The sequence below is a fragment of the Demequina sp. genome (assembly GCF_016278775.1).
GTDB lineage: Bacteria > Actinomycetota > Actinomycetes > Actinomycetales > Demequinaceae > Demequina.
This window is the reverse complement of the sequence record NZ_JADQBF010000012.1, coordinates 1-4,870: the sequence shown is the minus strand read 5'-3', so window position 1 is coordinate 4,870 and position 4,870 is coordinate 1. Positions and strand designations below refer to the sequence as shown.

Below are 4,870 nucleotides of genomic sequence, written 5' to 3'. Positions count from 1 at the left end.
CGTCGTCCGGTCTATGAACGGCTCGCGACGATGACGGTGCTGACCGATCACCGCAAGCCCAAGGGCATCGCCAAGGAGATTGCGGAGGCACTGGCATGACCGAGATCGCGTTCAACACCGCCCGCCCCTACACCGTGACGGTGGGCGCGGGCCTCGACGGGGCCGTCGCGGCCGCCGTTCCAGAACGGGCCCGGAAGGTGCTGATCGTCTACTCGGCGCCACTGACGGCGCGAGCCGATGTGCTGAGCACGGCCATCGAGGCCCGTGGCATGACACCCGTGCGAGCCGAGGTTCCCGACGCGGAGGAGGGCAAGACAGCCGAGGTGCTTGCCTTCTGCTGGCAGGTGCTGGGCAAGTCCGACTTCACACGCTCGGACGTCGTGATCGGCTTGGGTGGCGGAGCCGTGACCGACCTCGCCGGCTTGGTGGCCGCCACGTGGCTGCGCGGCATCGACGTGATTCAGGTGCCCACGACGTTGCTGGGCATGGTGGATGCCGCCGTGGGTGGCAAGACCGGCATCAACACCACCGAGGGCAAGAACCTGGTGGGGGCCTTTCATGAGCCGGTGAGCGTGTGGTGCGACACTGACCGGCTGGCGACGCTACCAAGGCACGACCTCGTGGCGGGTTTGGCAGAGGTGGTCAAGGGGGGCTTCATAGCCGACACAGAGATTCTGGACATCGTCGAGGCCAACGCGTCACTCCTGACGGCGACGACTCAGACGGGATCGCGCAGGGAACCTGGCGCCGATGCGCGCACCTTGGATCCGGAGGCCCTGCCGGTCCTGGCAGAACTGGTGGCCCGCAAGGTGGCGGTCAAGGCGGCCGTGGTGGGCGCGGACCTCAAGGAATCCTTCCACCGTGAGATCCTCAATTACGGCCACACCTTTGCTCACGCGATCGAGTACACGGAGCGCTACCAATGGCGCCACGGCGCGGCCGTCTCCGTCGGCATGGTGTATGCCGCCGAACTGGCCCGGCTGGTCGGCAAACTCTCTGACGCCGACGTGGATCGCCATCGCTCCATCCTGGAGTCGCTGGGGTTGCCGACCACCTATGCCTCCGGCCGGTGGGATGCTCTCTACACCGCCATGAAGCGTGACAAGAAGACCCGGGGGGACGTGCTCCGCTTCGTGGTGCTTCACGGCATCGGAAACCCGCAGCGCCTTGAGGGGCCGGATCCGACTCTGCTGGTGGCTGCGTATGACGCGGTATCGCGCTAGCAGCGCGCCCTGCATAGTGGGCGCGCGGTCGCCGCTACGCTGGTCCGCATGAACAACGTCCTGGTTGCCAACGGCCCGAACTTGGGAAGGCTTGGAACGCGCGAGCCCGAGAAGTACGGTTCGACTACTCACGATGAGCTCGCAGCGCTCGTCGGGCAGTGGGGCGCTGGCATGGGCCTTGAGGCGACGTTGCGCCAGTCAGACGACGAGACTGACCTGGTGCACTGGATGCACGAGGCAGTGGACGCTGCCACCCATGTGGTGCTCAACCCTGCGGCTTTCACGCACTACTCGTACGCGTTGCGCGATGCCTGTGCCTTGGTGACCGCCGCAGGTCTCACGTTAGTTGAGGTGCACCTCACCAACCCCCATGCCAGGGAGAGTTTCAGGAGCATCTCGGTGATCTCCGGGGTAGCCACGGGCACCATCGTGGGGTTCGGTGTTGACTCATATCGCCTCGCGCTCCAGGCCGTGGCCCAGCGCGTCGGCTAGACTGTCCGACGGACTTTTTCACTCAACTTCAAGGACTATTGTGGCGACCTCGAACGACATCAAGAACGGCTCCGTGCTGAACCTCGACGGCAACCTGTGGACGGTCATCGACTTCCAGCACGTGAAGCCCGGCAAGGGTGGGGCCTTTGTGCGCACCAAAATGAAGAACGTCATGTCGGGCAAGGTGGTCGACAAGACGTTCAACGCTGGCGCGAAGGTGGAGTTCGAGACCGTGGACCGGCGCGACATGCAGTATCTGTACAACGACGGCACCGACTACATCTTCATGGACCCCGACACGTTCGACCAGGTCTCCATCACGCCCCAAATCATGGGTGACGCGAAGGACTTCCTGCTGGAGAACGAGAAGGCCTTGGTCGGCTCCCACAACGGCAACCCCATCTTCGTGGAACTTCCCGCTTCCGTGGTGCTCGAGGTGACCTACACGGAGCCGGGCCTGCAGGGCGATCGCTCTTCCGGTGGCACCAAGCCGGCCACACTTGAGACGGGCAAGGAGATTCAGGTGCCGCTGTTCCTTGAGGCTGGCACCAAGGTCAAAGTCAACACCACGTCTGGTGAGTACCTAAGCCGGGTGAACGACTAAGCGCGAACGGGCACCAGGGGCGAGGTACCTCGCCGCCCCGGCTGGGAGTCACTCGTCACTGGGCTCCAGCAGCAGGCCCTGAGCGTCAAGTTCGTCAAAGAGCGGCCCCGGAAAGATCCACAGCGATGTGTAGTAATAGATGAAGGGACTCGCGAGTTTCTTGGCGCCGTACTCGGCCGGTGTCTCATCCTGGTATCCGGTATAGAAGGCGGAGTACTCCTCGGACGCCTCCTCGAGGGTCACGGGAACGAGTCTGCGCGGGTTCGCCGCGAAGGCGAAGAAGTTGATGCGGAGACCGTAGTCGATGCTGAAGGCGATGGCCTCGTCCTGGGGCACGACGGCGTGCGGATCGTTGATCTCTTCGGAGATCCTGGTGCGGTCGTTGCGGGGGTCGACTCGTGTGGCGTCGGTGACGACCGTGAGGGTCAGGGCAAGAATCGCGACCACTGGCAACACAAATCGCATCCAGCCAAGTACAGCCAAGAGGGTTCCGATCGCTACCGACGCGAGGGTCAGCAGGGCCCACGGCTCAGGCTGGCCATCAAGGTAGTTGGCCTCGCTCAAGTAGTGAGAAATCCCCGCGACGTGAGCATCTACCCAGAGGCCACCCACGGGAAGGCGGGGCACGGCGAACAGCATGAATGCCGCCCCGACCGCGGCAGACGCCCCGAGCACCGCCACGGGCAACGCCCTGAGGCGCACTCTGACCAACACCGCAAGCCCGATGACGGCGAGCACCGTCAACAGATGGTCGATGTACCGGCCGTAGATCCACAGATCGAGCCGCGGGACTGTCCAGTTGTAGCCCGGCGTGAGCTGGACGAACGAGAGAGCGACGGACGTGACGAGCGCGAGTCCGAGCAGCAGTTCGGGACTATTGAGGCGGCGGCCCCGCTTGATCACGAAGAACGCTCCGACTACTGCCAGGGCGGGCCATGCCGCCATGGCGTACCACGCGGATCCTGCCAGAGAGCCCAAGAAGTCTGCAGGAGTGTCGCTCAGGAAGCGATCGAACGTGTTCTTCAAGCGCTCGTCGCGCCAGTACAACTGACTTGTCATGTACGTGTAGAGAGCCCACGAGCCCAGCGACACCAGCCCACTCGACGCGAGAAAGGCGAGGGTGAGCCGCCAACGCTTGCCCGCCACGATGAGCATCCAAATGCCTGCGGCAACGAGCAGCGCCACCGCGCGCCCGTGAGACAGAAACGCGAGACCCGCGAGAGCACCGAGGAGCGCGCTGTTGCGGGCGGTGGCTTGCCGGTCCAGCGCATACGCCACGACGAACGTTGTCGCAGTCAAGAGGGTGAGCAGAGACTCGGCCAGGAGGTAGTTGGCGGGCAGCGTCCGAGCGGGAAACAACATCACTACTGACGCGATGACGACGGCGCCTGGGCGTGAGGCGATGCCCACCCTGCGCGCGATCAACGACAGCGGCCAGACGGTGGCCACCGAGAGGGCCACCCCGATCGCGAGGCCAATGTGGTACACGAGGAAGGAGTTGTCGGTGAACCACCATGCCGGCGCCAAGAGGACGGCGAGCCCCGGCATATAGCCCGAGCCCGCGAGCGTCCAGCCGGTGGTGCCGTTCGCAATGACCTGAGCCGCTCCGACCATGCCGACTTCGTCGGGGGAGAAGATGGGGCCTTCCGTGGTCCACGCAACAAAGACGTACGCCCCGAGCACGGTGAGCACCGACAACCCCGCGAGCCACACGGGCGGTGCGAACTTGAGGTCGGCCTCGCGGTGGCTCAACCAGGCCAACGGGGTGGACCACCATCGCCGGGAGTGCGCTGGTGCGGCTTCCAGGGTGGCCTCTATTGACATACCCGGAGAATACCGTGGGACGACGAGGCTTCCTCGCGTGACGGGTGGTGCGACGGCGGTCGCGATGCCCGCCTGCACGCTACTGTTGTCTCCCATGAGCGCACGCACCAAGGCCCGCAAACGCGCGCTGGATATCCTCTTCGAGGCTGACCAGCGAGGGGCCAACGTCTCTCAGGTCCTGGAGGAGCGAGTCACGCTCTCCGGACGTGAGACGGCACTGCCTGAGTACGCCGCTCAGATCGTGGCGGGCGTCGTGGCGCATTGGACGGAGATTCAGGAGATTCTCCAGGAGGCTTCGACCGAGTGGACGATCGATCGCATGCCAGCTGTGGATCGGGCTCTGCTGCGCATCGCCACGTGGGAGATCTTGTTCAACAACGAGGTCACCGTCGCTGTGGCTATCGACGAAGCGGTGGGCCTCGCGCGTGACCTCAGTACGGATGACTCGCCTCGCTTCATCAATGGAGTGTTGGGCACAGTGGCCCGAGATGCACCGGCGCTCCCGTCGGACACGGCCGCTGGTGCAGACACCGGGACGACGCCTACCGATGGCCAACCCCCCGAAGGTACGTAGTCCCGGGACGGTGGATACGGGAGCTCCCGACCGCTCATGCACAAGCCGACGCGCGAGGAGTGTTCGTCACGCTTGCACAGGTAGGCGCTGCGGTAGGCTGACCGGCAACACCCCTTTAAGAGCCGTCCTGTGAGGCGGAGAAGGAGGTCCCAG

Annotated in this window: 5 protein-coding genes; 4 read left to right on the top strand and 1 reads right to left on the bottom strand. The window is 64.7% G+C overall.

The window, feature by feature from the left end:
- Positions 1-95: 95 nt before the first annotated feature.
- From aroB to efp, 3 genes are read left to right on the top strand one after another with little or no spacing between them, the layout of a single operon-like run.
- The gene (gene aroB / locus QZZ33_RS02080) at positions 96-1,223 is read left to right on the top strand and encodes a 3-dehydroquinate synthase (protein WP_291377817.1); all 1,128 of its coding nucleotides are present in this window, start codon (positions 96-98) and stop codon (positions 1,221-1,223) included.
- Positions 1,224-1,271: 48 nt separating this feature from the next.
- The gene (gene aroQ / locus QZZ33_RS02075; protein WP_291377816.1) at positions 1,272-1,715 is read left to right on the top strand and encodes a type II 3-dehydroquinate dehydratase; all 444 of its coding nucleotides are present in this window, start codon (positions 1,272-1,274) and stop codon (positions 1,713-1,715) included.
- Between the two features lie 40 nt (positions 1,716-1,755).
- Positions 1,756-2,319: an elongation factor P gene (gene efp / locus QZZ33_RS02070; RefSeq protein WP_291377815.1), complete on the top strand. Its 564-nt coding sequence runs from the start codon at positions 1,756-1,758 to the stop codon at positions 2,317-2,319.
- Between the two features lie 48 nt (positions 2,320-2,367).
- Here the strand turns inward: efp and QZZ33_RS02065 are convergent, their stop codons facing one another.
- On the bottom strand, positions 2,368-4,143 hold the full coding sequence (locus QZZ33_RS02065; protein ID WP_291377814.1) for a hypothetical protein: 1,776 nt from the start codon (positions 4,141-4,143) through the stop codon (positions 2,368-2,370).
- Between the two features lie 94 nt (positions 4,144-4,237).
- Here QZZ33_RS02065 and nusB point away from each other — a divergent pair, with 94 nt between their 5' ends.
- Positions 4,238-4,717 (top strand): transcription antitermination factor NusB, encoded by a 480-nt coding sequence (gene nusB / locus QZZ33_RS02060; RefSeq protein ID WP_291377813.1) that lies wholly within the window; start codon positions 4,238-4,240, stop codon positions 4,715-4,717.
- The last annotated feature ends 153 nt before the right edge of the window (positions 4,718-4,870 follow it).